The sequence below is a fragment of the Methyloversatilis discipulorum genome (genome assembly GCF_000385375.1).
GTDB classification, from domain to species: Bacteria; Pseudomonadota; Gammaproteobacteria; order Burkholderiales; family Rhodocyclaceae; genus Methyloversatilis; species Methyloversatilis discipulorum_A.
Map to the genome: position 1 here is coordinate 2,793,675 of NZ_ARVV01000001.1, position 19,558 is coordinate 2,813,232.

15 protein-coding genes and 3 tRNA genes are annotated in these 19,558 nt (G+C 65.6%); 3 read left to right on the forward strand and 15 right to left on the reverse strand.

The genetic code is table 11. From position 1 onward, the window contains the following. Positions 1-16: 16 nt before the first annotated feature. From METRZ18153_RS0113140 to METRZ18153_RS0113150, 3 genes are read right to left on the reverse strand one after another with little or no spacing between them, the layout of a single operon-like run. The gene (locus METRZ18153_RS0113140) at positions 17-3,685 is read right to left on the reverse strand and encodes a DUF748 domain-containing protein (protein ID WP_020165157.1); all 3,669 of its coding nucleotides are present in this window, start codon (positions 3,683-3,685) and stop codon (positions 17-19) included. Between the two features lie 33 nt (positions 3,686-3,718). Continuing rightward, entirely contained in the window at positions 3,719-6,016 is a 2,298-nt protein-coding gene (locus METRZ18153_RS0113145) for an ATP-binding protein (protein ID WP_020165158.1), read from the reverse strand. A gap of 9 nt (positions 6,017-6,025) precedes the next feature. Further along, positions 6,026-6,889: a PhnD/SsuA/transferrin family substrate-binding protein gene (locus METRZ18153_RS0113150; protein ID WP_020165159.1), complete on the reverse strand. Its 864-nt coding sequence runs from the start codon at positions 6,887-6,889 to the stop codon at positions 6,026-6,028. A gap of 155 nt (positions 6,890-7,044) precedes the next feature. Between METRZ18153_RS0113150 and METRZ18153_RS0113155 the strand changes: the two genes are divergently transcribed. Continuing rightward, positions 7,045-8,067: a GGDEF domain-containing protein gene (locus METRZ18153_RS0113155; protein WP_020165160.1), complete on the forward strand. Its 1,023-nt coding sequence runs from the start codon at positions 7,045-7,047 to the stop codon at positions 8,065-8,067. Positions 8,068-8,181: 114 nt separating this feature from the next. Here the strand turns inward: METRZ18153_RS0113155 and METRZ18153_RS0113160 are convergent. From METRZ18153_RS0113160 to METRZ18153_RS0113200, 9 genes are all read right to left on the reverse strand, one after another. Continuing rightward, positions 8,182-8,258 (reverse strand) — tRNA-Asp (locus tag METRZ18153_RS0113160). Between the two features lie 52 nt (positions 8,259-8,310). Then, positions 8,311-8,386 (reverse strand) — tRNA-Glu (locus METRZ18153_RS0113165). A gap of 46 nt (positions 8,387-8,432) precedes the next feature. After that, positions 8,433-8,508: transfer RNA gene (locus METRZ18153_RS0113170), tRNA-Ala, on the reverse strand. A 152-nt stretch (positions 8,509-8,660) separates the two neighbouring features. Further along, positions 8,661-10,091: an FAD-binding oxidoreductase gene (locus METRZ18153_RS0113175; RefSeq protein WP_020165161.1), complete on the reverse strand. Its 1,431-nt coding sequence runs from the start codon at positions 10,089-10,091 to the stop codon at positions 8,661-8,663. A gap of 50 nt (positions 10,092-10,141) precedes the next feature. Further along, complete coding sequence (gene rimO / locus METRZ18153_RS0113180; RefSeq protein WP_020165162.1) at positions 10,142-11,503, reverse strand: 30S ribosomal protein S12 methylthiotransferase RimO; 1,362 nt, start codon at positions 11,501-11,503, stop codon at positions 10,142-10,144. Between the two features lie 29 nt (positions 11,504-11,532). Further along, complete coding sequence (phaR, locus tag METRZ18153_RS0113185; RefSeq protein WP_019917676.1) at positions 11,533-12,126, reverse strand: polyhydroxyalkanoate synthesis repressor PhaR; 594 nt, start codon at positions 12,124-12,126, stop codon at positions 11,533-11,535. 139 nt (positions 12,127-12,265) lie between these two features. Beyond that, the gene (phbB, locus tag METRZ18153_RS0113190; RefSeq protein WP_029143757.1) at positions 12,266-13,006 is read right to left on the reverse strand and encodes a beta-ketoacyl-ACP reductase; all 741 of its coding nucleotides are present in this window, start codon (positions 13,004-13,006) and stop codon (positions 12,266-12,268) included. Positions 13,007-13,091: 85 nt separating this feature from the next. Further along, a complete protein-coding gene (gene phbB, locus METRZ18153_RS0113195) occupies positions 13,092-13,832 on the reverse strand; it encodes an acetoacetyl-CoA reductase (protein ID WP_029143758.1) in 741 nt (246 codons plus the stop codon). Between the two features lie 67 nt (positions 13,833-13,899). Further along, a complete protein-coding gene (locus METRZ18153_RS0113200) occupies positions 13,900-15,615 on the reverse strand; it encodes a PHA/PHB synthase family protein (protein ID WP_020165165.1) in 1,716 nt (571 codons plus the stop codon). Between the two features lie 305 nt (positions 15,616-15,920). On the opposite strand from METRZ18153_RS0113200, the gene METRZ18153_RS0113205 reads away from it, so the two are divergent. Continuing rightward, the gene (locus METRZ18153_RS0113205; RefSeq protein WP_020165166.1) at positions 15,921-16,181 is read left to right on the forward strand and encodes a hypothetical protein; all 261 of its coding nucleotides are present in this window, start codon (positions 15,921-15,923) and stop codon (positions 16,179-16,181) included. Here METRZ18153_RS0113205 and METRZ18153_RS0113210 read toward each other — a convergent pair. The 3 genes from METRZ18153_RS0113210 to rluD are packed head-to-tail and all read right to left on the reverse strand — an operon-like array spanning position 16,110 to position 18,748. Beyond that, complete coding sequence (locus tag METRZ18153_RS0113210) at positions 16,110-16,961, reverse strand: ZIP family metal transporter (RefSeq protein WP_020165167.1); 852 nt, start codon at positions 16,959-16,961, stop codon at positions 16,110-16,112. The genes METRZ18153_RS0113205 and METRZ18153_RS0113210 overlap by 72 nt on opposite strands. A 30-nt stretch (positions 16,962-16,991) precedes the next feature. Continuing rightward, complete coding sequence (gene pgeF / locus METRZ18153_RS0113215) at positions 16,992-17,771, reverse strand: peptidoglycan editing factor PgeF (protein WP_020165168.1); 780 nt, start codon at positions 17,769-17,771, stop codon at positions 16,992-16,994. Next, positions 17,768-18,748: a 23S rRNA pseudouridine(1911/1915/1917) synthase RluD gene (gene rluD / locus METRZ18153_RS0113220; RefSeq protein ID WP_029143759.1), complete on the reverse strand. Its 981-nt coding sequence runs from the start codon at positions 18,746-18,748 to the stop codon at positions 17,768-17,770. The genes pgeF and rluD overlap by 4 nt, the downstream gene beginning before the upstream one ends. Here rluD and METRZ18153_RS0113225 point away from each other — a divergent pair. Then, a complete protein-coding gene (locus tag METRZ18153_RS0113225) occupies positions 18,747-19,541 on the forward strand; it encodes an outer membrane protein assembly factor BamD (protein ID WP_043363903.1) in 795 nt (264 codons plus the stop codon). The genes rluD and METRZ18153_RS0113225 overlap by 2 nt on opposite strands. Positions 19,542-19,558: the final 17 nt, after the last annotated feature.

Consider the following 19,558-nt stretch of genomic DNA (forward strand, 5'->3'; position numbering starts at 1 on the left):
GGCGCCCGCCGTCCTCTTACTTGATCGAGAAGTCGGCGCGGTTCAGCGCCGTCTTTGCGTCCTTGCCGTCAGCCGGCTTGCCACCCTCGGCGGCCGGCTCGCCCGCCTTGGGCGCCAGCACGAACAGGCGCGCGTCCTCGACCTTGGCGTTACGCGTCAGGTAGTCCTTCACCGTCTGCGCGCGCGCCAGGCCGAGCAGGCGCAGGTCTTCGTCGCTGACTTCGGTATTGGTCAGGATGAGCTTTTCCATCTCCGGCACCGGCAGGTCCTTGGCCAGGCCGACCAGATTGCGCGGCTTCGGGAAATCCGCTGCCTTGTAAACCGCCTTCAGCAGATCCGGATATTCCTCCGGCGACACCGTCGTGGTTTCGGCCGAGGCCTTGGTCTTCGCCGCCTTGGCTGCACGCACCTTCTGCTCGAGCAGCGCGCGGCGATAGCCTTCGATGTCGGTCGCGCGGTCGGTGCGGCCGGTCACCTCCAGCTTCAGCGCCGGACGATCGGTCAGCGCCTTGCCCAGCGTGTCGAGCTTGCTGCGCGCAGCGTCGTTCAGCGTCGCCCGACCCGGCTCAAAGGCGACGTGGTCGAGATCGGCGTCGGAGCCGAACAGCGAACCGAGCAGCGCGAACGGCGAAGTGACCGCCTTGACGATCAGGTTCACGATCACCTTGACGACGATGCCGCCGATCGAGAACTGCGGATCGGACAGCGAGCCGCTGATCGGCAGGTTGATGTCGATCACGCCGTTACGGTCCTGCAGCAGCGACACCGCCAGCAGCACCGGCGCCTTGATCGCGTCCGGGCTGTCGACCTTGTTGCCGAAGGTGAGCTGATCGAGGATGACGTTGTTCTGGGCGGTCAGCTGGTCGTTCTCGATCTTGTAGGCGATGTTGACGCTGAGTTTGCCCTTCTCGATGCCGTAGCCGACGTACTTGCCCGAGTAGGGCGACAGCGGCGCCAGCTCGATGCCGCGCGCACTGGCCTTGATGTCGAGGAAGAGCGCTTCGGCCAGCGGATTGATGCGACCGGTGATGTCGATCGGCGCCGAACCTTCGACCAGGCCGCGCAGTTCGACCTCGCCCGCGGTGCCGGAGACCGAGCTGAGGCCGGACACGCGACCGCCCAGTTCGGACAGCTGGGCGCGGTAGTTCGGCTTGATGAAGAAGTCGCTGAAATCGACGCGACCGCCCTGCATCACGATGGTCTTCACGTCGATCGGCGGCCGCGCGGCGGCGATCATCTGTGCCAGCGCGGCACTCTGACTGCCGGCAGCCGGCGGCGTCGCCGGGCGGGCAGCCGGGGTCGGGGCCGCAGCGGGCTTGGCGGCCGGAGCGGCGGCCACCGGTGCGGTCGCTGCCGCCGCGTCCTTGCGCACCACGTCCTGCAGGTTCAGCCGACCCTGCGGCGACACGATGATGCGGGCGAAGTAATCGGACAGCGCGACTTCGTTGATCGACAGGCCGGCCAGCAGATCGGGCTTGCGACTGTCCAGCTTCAGCGCAATGCCGCCGGCGAACAGCGAGCGCCACTTCAGCAGGTCGGAAGCGTTCACCTTTTCGGTCAGGTGCACGTTCTCGACGTTGGTTTCACCCTTCCACGCCAGCGTCCAGTCTCCGGCCGGCAGCGTCTGCAGCGCGAGGTCGCCGCGCAGGCTCAGAACGCCGGCGAGCAGCTCGGCATTCAGCTTCTGCGCCATCCAGGGCTGGCCGACCAGCAGGTCGAGCCGGCGCGCATCGATCTTCAGATCGGCCTGCGCCGGCGACAGCGAAAAGCCGCCCCGTGCGCCGAAGAGGCCGCCCTTGGCGTCGCGGAAGCCGAGGTCCAGCTTCGATTTCTGCTTCAGGTCGGTGCCGACGTTCTCCAGCTTGAGCGACAGCCGGTCGAGCTCGACCACGGCCGGTGTCGTCAGCGTGCGGTCCTCGAAACGGACCGTGCCGTCCTTCAGGTTCAGCGCCGACAGCTGCGCGCTCCATGCCGGAGCGGACGCCGCCGGCGCGGCGGGCCCCGCCGCCGCTGACGAGGGACGCACCAGACCGGCGAGATCGATGTCGCCGTCGGCCTGACGCGCTGCGCGCAGACGCGGCTTGAGCAGATCCAGCGCGCCGACCGCGACCTTGCGCGTCGACAGGTCGATGCGCGCCTGGCTCAGCACGATGTCGTCGGCCTGGGCGAAAGCGTTCTTCTCGCCGCGACGCGTCAGCTTGAGCCGGGCCACGCCCGCCTCGGTCACCAGCACCTCGCCCTGCGGTGCGCCGTCGGCCAGTCGCAGGCCGAAGCGCGTGCCGATGCGCACGTCCGCCTGATCAACCGAGAAGTTGATCAGGTCGGCAAAGTAGGGGCTGAAGCGCGGCACCTCGACACCGCTCACCGTCAGTTCCCCCTCGATATCGGGCGCGCTCGCGCGCAGCTTCGCATCGACCGCCAGCCGCGTATTGCCCTCGGCCTGCGCAGCGATCACCAGCGTCGCCGGGGTGTCGCCCTGCAGCGAGAAATCGCGCAGCACGATGTCCATCGGCTCGATCACGTAACTGAATGGCGTGGCCGGCATTTCGTCACTGAAGGCGATGCGCGCCTGCAGCACTTCGAGCAGGCCGACCTTTACCTCAGGTGCCTTGGCCGGCGCGGCCGCCGTCCCCTCCGGTGCAGCCGCCGCTGGACGCGGGCGCGGCACCAGGGCAAGCAGGTTCAGCTTGCCGTCCTTGGTGCGGGCGACCTCGAAATCCGGCTGGTCGATGCGGATGCTGGCGATGTCCACCTTGCCGGCCAGCGGCTGTATCTCGTTCAGCACCATGTCCAGCGCCGGCAGCTTGAACAGCGGCTTGCCGTCACGGCTGTCCAGTTCGAGATCGCGCAGTTCCAGCGTGCCCTGCAGCGAAATGCGCGGTTCGCCCTCCTTGGGCTGGCGGAAGCCCAGTTCGATGTCGGTGTCGAGCAGGCCGGAACTGATGCGGAAGCCCAGCGGCACCGGCGAGTACTCGTCGAAGCGCGCCAGGTTGAGCGCGTTGAACTCGATCTTCATCGTCGCTTCGCGCTCGTCGATGAAGGGGCGCACCCGGCCCTTCATCGAGAACGGCGCGTCGTTGATGCGGGCGGCGATCGACGGCTCGACGAACAGTTCGACGTCGGACGGCAGGTTGGACACGAAGGGCAGGCCGATCTGGATGTCGCTGATCGCGTGCTTGCGCGCGAAGGGCTGATCGTCGATATCGACGCGGCCGTCGCGCAGCACGATGTTGTTGATCGAGAAGCGCGCCGGTTCCTCGCTCGGCGGCTGGTCGAGAATCTTCTGCAGCACGTCGCTGAAATTGAAGCGGCCTTCCTCGTCGAGCCGCACAATGCGCAGCCAGGGACGCTCCACCTGCACCGCCCGCACCACCGGTGCGCCCTTGAACAGCGACGCCCACTCGACATCGACGGTGACGCTGTCCAGCGTCACCGCCTCGTCCTTGCCGTTGGCCTCCAGCATCTTCAGTCCCGACACCGTCAGCTCCAGCGTGTAGGGGTTGATCGACACTTCCTGCAGCGTCAGCGCACGGCCGAGGAATTCGGAGCCGTGTTTCTCGGCCAGCGAGCGCACCAGATGCGGCGCCGCGAACGCGCCGAGCAGGCCGAACAGCACCGTTGCGATGACGATGCCGATGAAGGTCTTGCGCACGGCGGGACGGGAAATGATGGCGTTGAGCGACATGGGCAAGCGGATCCAGGCGGATGAATGAGGCGATTATGACGCGGTGCCGGCTGCAAGATGTCGAGCAGCCGCATCCAGCGCTTCGTCGAGCACGACGACGTATGCACGCAACGCGACGGGCAGCTGTTCCGGCGACAGGCTGGCGTCGCGCAGCGCGCGCTCGAGCCGCGCCGCCTCGGCGCCGGCGCGGGCAAAGCCGAGGTTCAGACTGACGCCCTTCAGCGCATGGATCTGGCGGACGATGTCGGCACCCGGCTCGCCCACGCGTGCGGCCAGGGCGTCGCGCAGCGCCCTGACCTCGTCCAGCGTGGTGGCGAGAATCTCGCCGTAGAGCGCGAGGTCGCCGTCGAACTGCTGGCGTACGGCAGCGAGGTCGAGCGCCGGCCAGGTCTCATCGGCGACCGGCTCGGCGACGGACTCGACGGTCGCCGGCGCCATGCTATGCAGCACGTCGCCGCGACCGGCGGCGATAGTCGCCAGCACGCCGAGCAAGGCGTGCGCGTCGACCGGTTTGGTCAGGTAGGCACGCATGCCCAGCGCCAGGCACTCGTCGCGCTCCTCGGCCACCGCGTGCGCGGTCAGCCCGACGATGGGCGGCGCGACAGCGCCCAGGCGGGCGACGATCTCACGCGTCGCGGTCTTGCCGTCCATCACCGGCATCTGGATGTCCATCAGCACGAGGTCGATGCCGCCGGCGCAGACGCGTTGCAGCGCCTGCCGGCCATCCGCGGCCTGCTCGGTGCGCGCGCCGGCACGTTCGACCAGATGAACCGCTACCGTCCGGTTGACCGCGATGTCATCGACGACCAGCACGCACAGGTCGGCCAGCGACACCGCGGACACCTGGTCGGCAGCCGTCGGCAGCCGGTCGTCCCCGACCTGTTCCAGCCAGACCTCGGCCCAGAAGGTGGCGCCCTCACCGGGCACGCCGCTGCCGCCAACGCTGCCGCCCATCGCCTCAGCCAGCCGCTTGCAGATGGTCAGACCGAGGCCGGTACCGCCATGGCTGCGCACCACCGACGCATCGGATTGCACGAAAGGCTCGAACAGCGCATCGATCTCGTCCGGCGACACGCCGCGACCGGTGTCGCGCACCGTCATGCGCAGACGCACCCGCTGCCCCGCCCGTTCGCACAGAGCGACCTCGACGTCGACCCGCCCGCGTGCGGTGAACTTCAGCGCATTAGACACGTAGTTGTTGAGGATCTGCGCCAGCCGCGTCGGATCGCCGCGCAGCGCCGGCGGCACGTCCGGCGCCAGCTTGAATGCGAGTACGAGCGCCTTGTCCTGCGCCTGCGATGAAAACGAGGCGTTGCAGGCTTCCAGCAGGTCGCCGATGGCGAAGGGTATGCATTCCAGATCGAGCTTGCCGGCTTCGATCTTCGAGAAATCGAGAATGTCGTTCACGATCATGCGCAGCTGATTGGCCGCGATACGCAACTGCCGGCCATGCTCGCGCGCCATGTCCGGGCTGTCGTTCTCGGCCAGGATGTCCGCCAGCCCGACCACGCCATTCAGCGGCGTGCGGATTTCGTGGCTCATCGCCGCGAGAAAGGCGCTCTTGGCGCGGCTCGCTTCACGCGCATCGGCGACCGCCTGTTCGGCACGCTGCAGCAGCGCCTCACGCTCGTCCTCGCGCTGCTGCAGCGACGCGGCCATGCCGTTGAAGGACTGCGCCAGCACCTGCAGTTCCTGCTCGCCGCTTTCGTCCACCCGCGCGTCGAGCTGGCCTGAAGCGATGCGCTGCGCGCCGTCGGACAGTCGCCGGATGCCGTGCGCAAGCCAGCCGCTGAGCAGCCAGGAGAACAGCGCGGCGAGCCCCATGCCGACGACCGCGACGACAGCCGCGAGGCGCTTCGCCTGCGTCAGTTCGCTGCGCGCCTGGCGGTTGTCGATGCCCAGCTGGACTTCGCCGATGCGCGCGCTGCCGGCCAGGATGGGGGCGCTGACGGCAAAGCTGTCGGAGCCTTCGGCCAGCGGGTCGCTGTCGGCGCTGAAGGTACGCGCCAGTGCTGCAGCGTCGCCCTTCGCCGCCACTTCGCGGCCGTCCTGATCGAACACCCGAACGAACACTGCCTCACGCCGCGACACCAGATCCGACGACACCGCTTCGACCTTGGCCAGGTCGCTTGCAATCAGCGCATCGGACACGGCGGCCGAAAACAGCGACATCGCCATCTGCGCGCTGCGCTGGATCAGATCGGCCTGCGAACTGGCCATCTGGCCCAGCGCGCCGAATATCGTCACCGAAAGCGTCAGCGCCTCGATCAGGGCGATGCCGAGAATGGCCTTCCAGCGGAAGGACATGCGGCTGAAGGCGCGCATCGTCATGAACAGGAATCAGCGGGCCGGTTCGGCCAGCAATGCGTCGAGCACGCGAATGTCGAGCGCACGTATCGGCTCCCAGTCCCGGTCCTGCGCGCTCACGACACCCTTGAAGCCGATCTGCTTCAGCAGCTCGGCACCCGGCGCCGAACTGGCGACCTTCTGCATCGCATCGATGAAATCCCTGCTGACCGACTCAGGCACGCCCGGCAAACGGGCGAAGGCGTGCGGCGGGTACTCGGCCGAACGCCAGATGACGCGCATGCGATCACGCACGCTGGCGTCGATCGCCTCGAGCGTGCGCTCGATGCCGCCGCCGGCAACAACCAGCCCGCGCACAACATTCAGGTAAACGGAATCGTGCGAGGCAACGAAGCGCGGTTTCACCGAAATGCCGCCGCGCTTCAGTTCAGCCAGCGGAATGACGGTGGCCGCGAAAGCCGCCGGCGACGGAAAGGCGACCTCCTTGCCGTCGAGTTCCTGCACCGACGAGACGGCACTGTCGTTGCGGACGACGATCAGCCCGCGCAGCTTGCGGTCCTTCTCGCGAGCAAACGCCAGGTAGCCGGCTACCTGATGGAATACCACGTAGTGATACGGGTTCATGTAGGCGATCGCGTATTCGCCGCGGGCCAGTCGCTTCTCGAACTCGGTGATGGTCGGCGCCGTCGCGAAACGGAATTCGCAGCCGCTGACGGCCGACACCTCGCGCAACAGCGGAATCCAGCCCTGCGCCAGATCGCTCGCAGCCTGCTGCGGAACGACACCGACGGTGATGACGCCGTCGAGCGCACAGGCCGCGTGCAGCGCCGGCGCGCCCGACAGGCAAAGCAGCATCGTCAGTGCCGAGGCGGCGCGACGGATCGAGAGGACGGTCATCAACGGGCCCTGTGCTTACCGCTCGGCGGTGAATCCGCGAGCATGCGCCTGCGCACGCCCTCGGCGGGTGGTGGCCGATTCTAGCGCTCAAGTCGCCCCGTCGCGCTGCCGATACTCCACACGAATCCCGCAAAAAGACCCGCCCGCACACCGCCATGTCTGACCTCATAGGATCGGTCGCCAACCTGACCGGTTACCGCGATCGTGACCTCATCGACAGCACCTTCGTCTCGGTGCTGGGCGACTGGCTCGACCCGATCGAACTGAATCTGTATCGCTGCGTCGGCGACGCATCCGATCTGCGGCTGCTGCTGCAGGCAGGCATGATCAAAGGGAGCGGCATGCGTGCCGGCGATCCAAGCTGGACGCCGCTCGATGCGCTGCCCGCCCTGTCCGCCCGCCCCCAGTTCGATCAGGCCTTCGGTTGCGACGAGCCGCTGCTCGACCTGCCGATGAACGGCCACGACGGCCCCTGGCTCAACCTCTTTCCGGTGTGGGCCGGCGCGCGGCGCTTCGGCATCATCGAACTGATCAGCGAACAGCCGCTGCTGCCGGTGCAACTGCGTCTGGTCGATGGCCTGTTGAAGATCTATCGCAACCAGATCAGCCTGCTCGACTACAGCGAACGTGACAGCCTGACCGGCCTGCTGAACCGCAAGACCTTCGACGAACAGTTCCTGAAGTGTCTGGACACGATGGCGGGCAACGGGCACGCCGCTGAGGGCTCGCCGACCTGGTGGCTGGGCGTCATCGACGTCGATCACTTCAAGCGCGTGAACGATACCTTCGGTCACCTGATCGGCGACGAGGTGCTGCTGCTGGTCGCACGCATCCTGCGCACCGCCTTCCACCACAGCGAATACCTTTACCGCTTCGGCGGCGAGGAATTCATCGTGCTGCTGCGCGCAGAGCACGACGACGAAGCTCACCTTGCCTTCGATTTCTTCCGCCAGCAGTTGTCCGCCTTCGCCTTTCCGCAGGTCGGCCATGTCACCGCCAGCGTCGGCTTTACCCGTCTGCGCTTGATGGACAATGCCAGCGGCTCGGTGGATCGCGCCGATCGCGCGGTCTATCACGCGAAGCACAGCGGGCGTAACCAGGTGCATTCGTACGAAGCACTGGTCAAGGCGGGCGTTCTGGAGGAGGTCAACAACAGCGGCGAGATCGAGCTGTTCTGAACTGAGGCGGTGCAGCCTCAGGGCGATCCCGTTGCGGAATCGCAGAAAACAAAAAAGGCCGCTTTCGCGGCCTTTTTCGTCGGCGCCCTGCAGAAACTGCAGCACGCTGTGTGTTGGCGGAGTGGACGGGACTCGAACCCGCGACCCCCGGCGTGACAGGCCGGTATTCTAACCAACTGAACTACCACTCCAGTGTTGGTGCCGGCACTTCTTCTTCCGGACTTGCACTGCCAGCAAAAGAGCTGGCGTCCCCACGGGGATTCGAACCCCGGTACCTACCGTGAAAGGGTAGTGTCCTAGGCCTCTAGACGATGGGGACCTAGTTTTACCGCTATTTGCTGCCTTGTACTGCCTTCTCTCTCGCTTGGTGGAGGTAAGCGGGATCGAACCGCTGACCTCTTGCATGCCATGCAAGCGCTCTCCCAGCTGAGCTATACCCCCGTCGAAAGAGGAGCGCATTATAAACACTGTTCCGGGTTTGTAAAGCATCTCGCGCAATTATTTTTGTCGGACATCGATCGACATTTCCCGTCCGTGACATACGCATATCACATCAGCATCCACCCATCACACCGAGGTGCGTTGACCTTCGCTTACTGAGCGGCGTCGGGCAGCACCTTCCCCGGATTCATCAACCCGTAAGGATCGAATGCGCGCTTCACCGCCCTCATCATGTCCAGCTCGACCGCGCTCTTGCACGTCGCCAGCAGATCGCGCTTGAGCTGGCCGATGCCGTGCTCGGCCGAGATCGATCCCCCGAGTGCGATCACCGTTTCATGTACCTGTTCGCTCGCCACCTTCGCGTCGGTGATCAGCCGCGCGTTGTCGGAGGCATCGATAAAGGACAGGTTGTAGTGCAGGTTGCCGTCGCCGGCGTGACCGAACACCACCACGCGCACGCCGGGCAGCGTGGCCTCCAGCTTCTCTCCAGCCGCTTCGATGAAGTGCGGAATGCTGCCGACAGGCACGCTGATGTCGTGCTTCACGCTGAAGCCCTCGATGCGCTGCGCCTCCGAAATGTTCTCGCGCAGTGCCCACAGCGCCTTCGCCTGTGCGCCGTCCTGCGCGATCACCGCGTCGCGCACCATGCCGCGCTCGAGCAGCGCTGCCAGCATGTCGCCCAGCTTCGTTTCGAGTGCCTGGTCGTTGCCGGCGAGTTCGACCAGCGCATACCAGGGCGCGGCATCGGCGAACGGGTCACGCGCGCCGGGGATGTGCTTCAGCACCATGCCCAGCGCCTCGCGACCGACCAGCTCGAAAGCATTCAGCTGGTCGCCTGCCTGCGCCTGCAGCGCATGCAGCAGATCGATGCCGCGCTGCGGGCCGTCGATTGCCACCCAGGCGACCGCGGTGTTCGCCGGCAACGGCGCGAGCTTCAGCACGGCTGCGGTGATGAAGCCCAGCGTGCCTTCGGCGCCGATGAACAGGTGCTTGAGGTCGTAACCGGTATTGTCCTTGCGCAGCGCACGCAGGCCGTTCCACAGCCGACCGTCGGGCAGCACGACTTCGAGACCGAGCACCTGGTCGCGCGCGTTGCCGTGACGCAGCACGTGCACGCCACCGGCATTGGTCGACAGATTGCCGCCGATCTCGCACGAGCCTTCTGACGCCAGACTGAGCGGGAACAGCAGGCCGGCGTCACGCGCAGCGGCCTGTACCGCAGCCAGCGTGCAGCCTGCTTCGACGGTGATCGACGCATTGTCGCGATCAAGCACGCGGACGCGATTCAGCCGGGACAGGCTGACCAGCACCTCGTTGCGGCCTGCATGTGGCGTGGCGCCCCCGCACAGGCCGGTATTGCCGCCCTGCGGCACCATGGGCAGCTGCGCCTCGTGACAGACGTGCACCACCTGCATCAGTTCATCAACCGTTGCCGGGCGCACGACGCACAGCGCTTCGCCGCGATAGCGGCCGCGCCAGTCGGTGCAGAACGGCGCGAGGTCAGCGGCAGCGGTCAGCAGCTGGCTGTCGCCGACCACTGTCCGCAGCCGTGCCAGTGCCGACACGATGCGACCGTCCTCCATATCAGCTCCGGATCCCGTTCACGCTGCGCCGACGCACGGGCGGCTCATCGTCACTCTTCGGTGACGACTTCGGCGTACAGGTCGTGCACATCGCAGTCGGTGATGCGCACGCGCACGAAGTCGCCGACTTCGAGGTCCTGCCCGTCGAGGATGTGCACCAGGCCGTCGATGTCGGGTGCGTCGCCCTCGGAACGCGCGACCGCGCCGTCCTCGTCGACCTCATCGACCAGCACGATCATTTCGCGGTCGATCTTCTCTTCCAGCCGCTGGGTCGAAATGTCTTCCTGGAATTCCATCAGGCGCTGACGGCGCTCCTCGCGCACCTCTTCCGGCAGCGCGCCCGGCAGGTCGTTGGCGCTGGCGCCATCGACCGGCGAATAGGCGAAACAGCCGACCCGGTCGAGGCGCGCCTCGCCGAGGAAGTCGAGCAGTTCCTCGAACTCCTGCTCCGTCTCGCCCGGAAAGCCGGCGATGAAGGTGCTGCGTATCGTGATGTCGGGGCAGATCGAACGCCAGGCGCGGATGCGTTCGAGGTTGTTCTCGGCATTGGCCGGCCGCTTCATCGCCTTCAGCACGCGCGGGCTGGCGTGCTGGAAGGGCACGTCGAGGTAAGGCAGGATCTTGCCCTCGGCCATCAGCGGAATGATGTCGTCGACATGCGGATACGGATACACGTAATGCATGCGTACCCACATATCCAGCTCGCCCAAAGCGCTCGCCAGGTCGTACAGCTTCGTACGCAGCGGCTTGCCGCCCCAGAAGCCGGTGCGGTACTTCACGTCCACGCCGTAGGCGCTGGTGTCCTGCGACACGATTAGCAGTTCGCGCACGCCGGCGTCGCGCAGCGCCTCGGCTTCGCGCATCACGTCGCCGATCGGCCGGCTTACCAGATCGCCGCGCATCGACGGGATGATGCAGAAGCTGCAGCGGTGATTGCAGCCCTCGGAAATCTTCAGGTAGGCGTAGTGCGACGGCGTGAGCCGTATGCCCTGCGGCGGCACCAGGTCGGAGAAGGGATCGTGCGGCTTGGGCAGGTGGCGATGGACCGCGTCCATCACCTCTTCGGTCGCGTGCGGACCGGTCACCGCCAGCACCTGCGGATGGGCGGACAGCACCTGCTGGCGCTTGGGCCCTTCCGCCCCCATACAGCCGGTCACGATCACCTTGCCGTTCTCGGCCAGCGCCTCGCCGATCGCGTCGAGCGATTCCTCGACCGCGGCATCGATGAAGCCACAGGTGTTGACGACCACGACATCAGCATCGTCGTAGGTCGGCACGATGTCGTAGCCTTCGGAGCGCAGGCGGGTCAGGATGGACTCGGAGTCCGAAGTCGCCTTCGGACAGCCGAGAGAAACGAAGCCGACCTTGGGGGTCGGCTTCGTGGTGTTGCCAGATTCAGAAGTACGGGTCACGCCGCGTCTCCGCCGCAAAACCCGGCAGTTTACTTGTTTTGCGGGCCTTTATCGCCCCCCGGCCCGAAGCCCGGGAACTTGAAACCGGACATCATCGAACGGGTCTGCTGCTCGATCTGCTCCTGCATCTGCACGAACATGCGCTTGCTCTGCTCCATATAGGCACCCATCATGCTCTGCATGGCCGGGCCCTGGAAGTTCAGGAACTGCGCCCACAGGTCCTTGCTCATCGCGTTGTTGTCGCCGTAAATGGCGCGCGCCTGGTCCTGGAGCTTGCTCTGCACGTCGGTGAAGGCCTTGATGTTGCCTTCGAGATACTTGCCCATCATGCCCTGCATCGCATTGCCGTAGAAGCGGATCATCTGCGACAGCAGGTCGGACGTGAACATCGGCACGCCTTCGCTTTCTTCTTCGATGATGATCTGCAGCAGGATGCTGCGGGTGAGGTCTTCGCCCGTCTTGGCATCGACGACCTGGAACTCGGCATTCTCGAGAACCAGTTCCTTCACGTCGGACAGCGTGATGTAGGAACTCGTGCGGGTGTCGTAAAGCCGGCGGTTGGGATATTTCTTGATCAGCCTGTTGGTGGAACCGGTCCCCTCGCGGCTTTCGGAAGCGCTCATTGTGTGGTGTCCTCGCTCGTTTGAACTACCCCGGGGCGGTGTTTCCGCCCACTCTGTTTTGATCATACAGCAAGCAAAGGCCTTATGCGGCAGTGCCGCATAAGGCCTTGCGATACGTCACAAACCGGCGTTACGGCAATTACTGGTAGTACAGACCGCCATTGATGTTCAGCGTTGCACCGGTCACGTAACCCGCCATGTCGGAGGCGAGGTAGGACACGGCAGCACCGATCTCTTCCGGCTTGCCCAGGCGCTTCATCGGCACCGAATCGATGATGCCCTGACGGATGTCCTCGCGAATGGCCATCACCATGTCGGTACCGATATAGCCCGGGGCGATCGCGTTGACGGTCACGCCCTTGGCGGCCATTTCGGCGGCCAGCGCCTTGGTGAAACCGACCACGCCGGCCTTGGCAGCCGAGTAGTTGGTCTGGCCGGCCTGGCCCTTGACGCCATTGACCGACGAAATGTTGATGATGCGACCCCAGCCGCGTTCGGCCATCTTGCCGGCGACGTGGTGCGTCACGTTGAACAGGCTGTCGAGGTTGGTGGTCAGCACCGCATCCCACTGGGCCTTGTCCATCTTGGAGAAGAACTTGTCACGGGTGATGCCCGCGTTGTTCACGACCACATCGACCGGGCCGATGTCCTGCTCGACCTTGTCGATCATCGCCTTGCAGGAATCGTAGTCGGACACGTCGCCCTCGGCGGCTTTCATTTCAAAGCCTTCGGCCTGCATCTTGGCCAGCCATTCGTCCTTTTGGGGGAACGCGGGCAGACAGTTCGCCACGACGGTGTAGCCGTCCTTGGCCAGTGCCTTGCAGATTGCGGTACCCAGACCGCCCATACCCCCGGTAACCAGGGCAACTCGTTTCGTCATGACTTCTCTCCCAGCCAGCTGCGTGAAAAACCCTCCACCCCCGCCGGACGAGGTGGAAGGCGTGCGCGGACCTCCGCGCGGGCGGTCAGGACATGTGCTGACCGCCGTTGATTGCAATGTTGGCGCCGGTGACGAAAGCCGCCTCGTCCGACGCCAGATAGGCCACCAGGCCGGCGATCTCTTCCGGCTTGCCCAGACGCGACACCGGGATCTGCGGCAGGATCTTCGAATCGAGGATGTCCTGCGGAATCGCGGTCACCATCTTGGTACCGATATAGCCCGGCGAAATCGTGTTCACGGTGACCCCAGCGCGCGCCACTTCCAGCGCCAGCGCCTTGGTGAAGCCGTGCATGCCGGCCTTGGCGGCCGAGTAGTTGGTCTGGCCGAATGCACCCTTCGAACCATTCACCGAAGACACATTGATGACGCGGCCCCACTTGCGCTCGGTCATGCCGTCGATGACCTGCTTGGTCATGTTGAAGCAGGAGTCGAGGTTGGTGCTCATCACCACGTCCCAGTCCGCCTTCGTCATCTTCTTGAAGGTCATGTCGCGGGTGATGCCGGCGTTGTTCACCAGCACGTCAACCGGACCGACTTCCTTCACAACCGTCTCGACACACGCCTTGCAGGAGTCGAAATCCGACACGTCGCACGGGTAGGCCTTGAAGCCATAGCCCATGTTGTTCATGGTCTGCAGCCATTCGGCTGCCTTCGTATTGCCAGGACTGTGTGTGGTCACCACGCGGAAACCCAGTGCCGCGAGCTTGATGCAGATCGCTTCACCCAGTCCTCCCATACCGCCTGTTACCAGTGCGACTCGCGTCATTTCCTTGTCTCCTTTTATTAGTCGAGGGTGTGTCTTCCGCAGCCCCCCTCATGAGGCTGCCATGTGTTCAATTCGTTGCGCTGCCTTTCACATAGCGCCCGGGTGCGGGCTCGATCACCTTGTATTGCGCGTTGCCCGCTCGTGACGGGGGCGCGACCTTCTTGCCTGACTTCGCAGTCAGCCACTTGATGTAATGCTTCCACCAGCTGCCCGGCTGTTCGCCGGCATTGGCCCGCCACTCCTCGGCGGTCGATTCGTTGCCGCCAACCCAGTGCGAGCGCTTGTCCTTCGACGCCGGATTGATCACGCCGGCCACGTGGCCGCTGGCACCCAGCACGAAGGTGGTGTCGCCGCCGAGCAGCTTGCGCACCAGATAGGCACCGGTCCACGGCACGATGTGGTCTTCCGACGTGGCCAGCAGGTAGGCCGGCATGTCCACCTTGCCCAGATCCGCCTTGACGCCCAGCATTTCGAGTTTACCCGGCACGCGCAGACTGTTTTCAAGGTAGAGGTTGCGCAGATACCAAGCGAGGAAGGGGCCGGGCAGGTTCGTGCTGTCGCAGTTCCAGTGCAGGATGTCGAAGGCCGGCGGCGTTTCGCCCTTCAGGTAGTTGCCGACCACGTAGTTCCAGATCAGGTCGTTCGGACGCAGGCTGCTGAAGGTCTGCGCCAGTTCGCGCCCCGGCAGCAGGCCACCGCGGCCTATCGTGTGCTCGCGCGCCGCGACCATGCCTTCGTCGACCAGGCAACCGATCTCGCCGGCATCCGAGAAATCGAGCAGCGTGGTCAGCAAGGTCATGCTGGCAGCAGGTTTTTCGCCACGACCGCAGGCTACGGCCAGCGCCGAGGCGAGTATCGTGCCGCCGACGCAGAACCCCATGGTGTTCGGCTGCGCATCTCCGCTGATGTCGCGCACGACATCGAGCGCGGTCAGCGGCCCGAGGCGCAGATAGTCGTCCCAGGTCAGCTGGGCCAGCGTCTGATCGGGATTGCGCCAGGAAATCAGGAACACGGTGATGCCCTGCTCCACCAGGAAACGCACCAGCGAGTTCTCCGGCTGCAGGTCCATCAGGTAGTACTTGTTGATGCAGGGCGGCACGATCAGCAGCGGCTTGGCGTGCACCTTGTCGGTCGTCGGCGCGTACTGGATGAGCTGTATCAGCTCGTTCTCGAACACCACCGAACCTTCGGTCACGGCAAGGTTTCTGCCCACTTCGAAGGCACCGGGCGCCGACATCGAAATATGGCCCTGCTGCAGGTCGCGCAGCAGGTTCTCCAGACCGCGGCGGATGCTTTCACCCTCGGTGCGCAGCGCGGTTTCGACGAATTCCGGGTTGGTGGCGGCGAAATTGGCCGGAGACATCGCCTCGATCATCTGTTTCGACAGATAGCGCATGCGATCCTTCGCACGCCCGTCGGCCACCGGCGTCGCTTCGACGCAGGCACGCATGAACTGCGCGTTCAGCAGATAGGCCTGACGCAGATAGTCGAAATAGGGGCTCTTGGTCCACTCGGGCGCGCGAAAACGGCGGTCGGTGGGGTCGGACTGCACCACGGCCGGCGCCGGTCCGTCGTCCGGTTTGCGCTGGGCGAAGGCCTGCCAGAGCCGGTGCTGGCTTTCCAGCCACTGCTGATGAAGTTCGGAGAAACGGGCGGCTTCGGGTGCCGGGAAGGCACTGCCGTTGAGCGGCGTGTGTGCGGCCAGCGTGCTCTGCTGGCGCGTCATGAATTCGCTGAAGTTCTTGCCCATCGCGGCCATGATGGCCGTCCAGTCGGACTGCACGGCCTCGCTGCGAGGCGGGACGGACTTTCCGGGTGCTGCCGAGTCACTGCTCATCAAACCAAACCCCAGTCGTTCTTATTCAGATGCAACGCGATGGCGTCGTCGGGAATCTGCGTCTATCGTGCCGGTCGCAATCGCGCCAGGCGAGCATAACAGTGCATGCCGACGGACGTGCGCACCACGGGTGCGATCACCCGGCACACGCAACACGACTGGATTGTTGCATCGCACAAAATAGCTGTCAATCCCGCCCGTCCGCCCCTGGCGCGGGCCCATGAAACTCGCAGCAGGAAAGGATTCCCCGCATGTACATCATTGCGATTGCGTGGCTGTATGTGGTGCTGATGATGGCGGTGACCGAACACAGCGTCGTCGCCGCCGTGCTCACCGTGCTTTTCTACGGCGTCGCGCCGCTGGCGCTGTTCCTGTGGATCTTCGGTACGCCGGCGAGGCGGCGTGCGGCCGCGCGGCGGCCGCACCCGGAGGAGGACGGATCAGTGATGGGCGAAACCGTCCACGAAGTGGTGGATCAGCACGATGCTGCCGACGCCCAGCGAAATCAGTAGCACCTGCTGGATGGTGGCGCCGATCTCGGCACGCTTGTGCAGGCCGGGAATCAGATCGGCCACCGCGACGTAGATCATGCTGGCTGCCGCAATGCACAACAGATAGGGCACGGCGCCACTCACGAGCGACAGCGCGAAATAGGCGCCGACCGCGCCGACCAGGGTCGCCATGCTGGACAACAGGTTGAAAGCCAGCGCGCGCATGCGGCTCATGCCCGAATGCAGCAGCACCAGGTAATCGCCCACTTCCTGTGGAATTTCGTGCGCGACGATGGCGGTGGCGGTAACGATGCCCAGCGGAATGCTCTGCGAGAAGGCGGCGGCAATCAGCACACCATCGACGAAGTTATGGAAGGCGTCGCCGATCAGGATGAGCGAGGCGGCGCGCGCGCCGTCGCCGCCATGACCGTGATCGTGGTGTGTCAGCGCCGCGTGGTCGTGGTGAGCCTGGTCGTGGCCCGCGTGCTGCGCCAGTTCAGCCGGATCGTGCGCCTCGCAGCTGACCTCGTGGCAGTGCCGCCACAGCACCAGTTTCTCCAGCAGGAAGAAACCGAGGATGCCCGCCAGAAGCAGACTGGTGGCCAGTTCTACACTGCCAACTTCCTCGATCGCCTGCGGCAGCACGCCGAGCAGAGCGGCGCCGAGCAGCGCGCCGACCGAGTAACTGATGAGCATCGGAATGCGTTGAAGATTGACGGCCATGCCGAACAGCGCGGCGGCACAGACGCTGATCGCACCGCCGACGAAAGAGGCAAGCACGATCCAGGCAAGGACAGACATGGGGGATTCGAAACTGAAAACGGTCTCTTATTATCCTTGATACGACGGTTCCGCGGCGAACGGGGTGGCGCGATCCGCGATCCAGATCAGGCTGGCCATGCGTCCGCAACGGCCATCGCGCCGGAAGGAATGGAAAAGTTCGCGCTGGCTCACCGTGCACAGCCCACCGCCGTACACCGCCTGCACGCCCGCCGCGGCCAGCTCCAGCCGAGCCAGCGCGTAGATGTCTGCGTACAGTCGATCGCCCGTCCCGGCGCGAAATGCACGCGCGGCGCCGCGCAGCCGTTCGACGAATGCGGTGCGCACTTCCGGCCCGACCTCGAACGCGTCGGGCCCGATGGCCGGGCCGAGCCAGGCCATCAGGTCAGCTGGCGCGCAACCCATGCGCTCGACCGTGCGCGTCAGCACCCCGGCCACCAGACCGCGCCAGCCCGCGTGGGCCGCCGCAACCACGCTGCCCTGACGGTTGCAGAACAGCACCGGCAGACAATCCGCGGTCATCACCGCGCAGACGCGGTTCGGCCGGTGCGCGACCGAGGCGTCGCCGGTACCGCAACGCTGACGGTCGGCATCCAGCACCTCCACGCCGTGTACCTGATCCAGCCACAGTGGCTCGGCCGGCAGGTGTGCGCGCAGCAGCGCCCGGTTGTCGGCCACCGCCTGCGGGTCGTCGCCGACGTGGGTCGCCGGATTGAACGGTCCGAAAGGCGGCGCGCTGACGCCGCCCAGCTTCGTCGTGACACAGGCGCGCACCGACGGCGGCGCCGGCCAGTCGGGCAGGATCAGTGGCAGCGCGACCGGCCTGCTCACGTGGCTATCCTCAGCCCGGCGATCAGGCCTTCCATGTCGGCCGGCAGCGGCACCTCCCACTCGACTTCGGCCCCGCTCTTCGGATGGATGAGCCCGAGCCGCCAGGCATGCAGCGCCTGGCGCGAGAAGCGTTCGGAGACGTTGCGCGGGGCATAGACCTCGTCGCCGAGCAGCGAGTGACCAATGTGCGCCATATGTACACGTATCTGATGCGTGCGTCCGGTTTCAAGCCGGCACTCGACCAGCGTCGCACCCTGCAGCCGTTCGCGCACGAAATAGTGGGTGCGCGCGGGTTTGCCGCCTGCCTGCACGACGGCCATGCGGGTGCGCTGCACCGGATGCCGGCCGATGGCGGCGTCAACCGTACCGTCCGTCCTCAGGTCGCCGGCCACCACCGCGAAGTAGCGACGCGACACTGTGCGCGCCTGCAGCTGCCGCACCAGGTCCGTCTGCGCTTCCAGTGTGCGGGCGACCACAAGCAGGCCGGTGGTGTCGCGATCCAGCCGGTGCACGATGCCGGCGCGTGGCACCTGCGCCAGTCCGGGCACGCGGTGCAGCAGCGCGTTGAGCAGCGTGCCATCCGGCACGCCATTGCCCGGGTGCACCACCATGCCGGCCGGCTTGTTGACCACCAGCAGCGTGTCGTCCTCGAACACCACGTCGAGCGGGATGTCCTGCGGCGCGTGCACGGTGTCGGCAGGCAGGCTGCCGGGGTCCAGTTCGAGACGTTCGCCGGTGAAGGTGCGGCGGCGCGCGTCGTCGCAGGCCTTTCCGTCGACCCGCACCCTGCCCTCGCGCAGCCAGCCCTGCAGGCGGCTGCGCGAATACTGCGGCCAGACCCGGGCGAGCACCGCGTCGAGCCGGTCGCCGACCACGCCGGCGGGTACCGTCGCGCATATCGGGACTTGAGGCCGGTTCGCGGGCTGCTCGGCGATATAATCGTCGTCTTGCGTATCTTCCAGGGTCAAAGCGGTCATGTGGCGTAGTGTAGCGATACTGTGGGTGGCTCTGGCCGCCGGGTGCGGGCTCCTTCCCGATAAGATCGACGAAACCGCCAACTGGTCCGCCCAGCGCCTCTACACCGAGGCGAAGGAGTTGATGGGCGAAGGCTCTTACGAACAGGCGATCAAGCTGTACGAGAAGCTGGAAGCCAAGTTCCCGTACGGCCGCTATGCGCAGCAGGCGCAGATCGAAGTTGCCTACGCCTATTACCGCCAGGGCGAGCGCGTACAGGCCGTCGCCGCCTGCGACCGCTTCATCCGGCTGCATCCGAATCACCCCAACGTCGACTACGTGTATTACCTGCGCGGCCTCGTTCACTTCAACGAAGACCTCGGCGTGATGAGCGTGCTGTCGCGCCAGGACATGACCGAACGCGACCCCAAGGGCCTGCGCGATTCCTTCGACGCATTGAAGGAACTGGTGACGCGCTATCCGGAAAGCAAGTACACGCCGGACGCGACGATCCGCATGAACTACCTGGTCAATTCGCTGGCGGCGCACGAAGTGCACGTGGCGCGCTACTACATCAAGCGCGGCGCCTACCTCGCGGCAGCCAACCGCGCGCAGTTCGCGGTCAGCAACTATCAGCAGTCGCCGGCGGTCGAAGAGGCACTGTATATCCTGATGGTGGCCTACGATTCGCTGGGACTGACTGACCTGCGCGACGACGCCCAGCGCGTCATGCTGAAGAACTACCCGCAGAGCGACTTCCTCGCGCGTGGCTTCAAGCGGCCGGGTGAGGACGACCCCTGGTGGAAGCTCTGGTAGGCATCGACTTTCGACAC